Source organism: Paenibacillus sp. USHLN196 (assembly GCF_037144955.1).
GTDB classification, from domain to species: Bacteria; Bacillota; Bacilli; order Paenibacillales; family Paenibacillaceae; genus Paenibacillus; species Paenibacillus xylanexedens_C.
Window position 1 is genome coordinate 1 of record NZ_JBBCYH010000064.1, and the last position, 225, is coordinate 225.

The following is a 225-nucleotide window of genomic DNA, read 5'->3' on the forward strand; positions in this document are numbered from 1 at the left end:
GCGTTTGTTTCGTTTCGATATCTAGTTTTCAAAGAACAAGCTCCATGCAAAAGCAAGCTGTTTGAGAGTTTGAGCTCTCAAAACTGAGCAACGAGTGAGTGTTTTGCAGCTGAGCTGCGTATTTGAATGTTTCCACTCGGGAAACGATTCTCCATAGAAAGGAGGTGATCCAGCCGCACCTTCCGATACGGCTACCTTGTTACGACTTCACCCCAATCATCTATC

1 rRNA gene is annotated in these 225 nt (G+C 45.3%); it reads right to left on the bottom strand.

From position 1 onward, the window contains the following. Positions 1-157 precede the first annotated feature (157 nt). Positions 158-225: ribosomal RNA gene (locus tag WFI24_RS34345) — 16S ribosomal RNA — on the bottom strand; the annotation flags it as partial.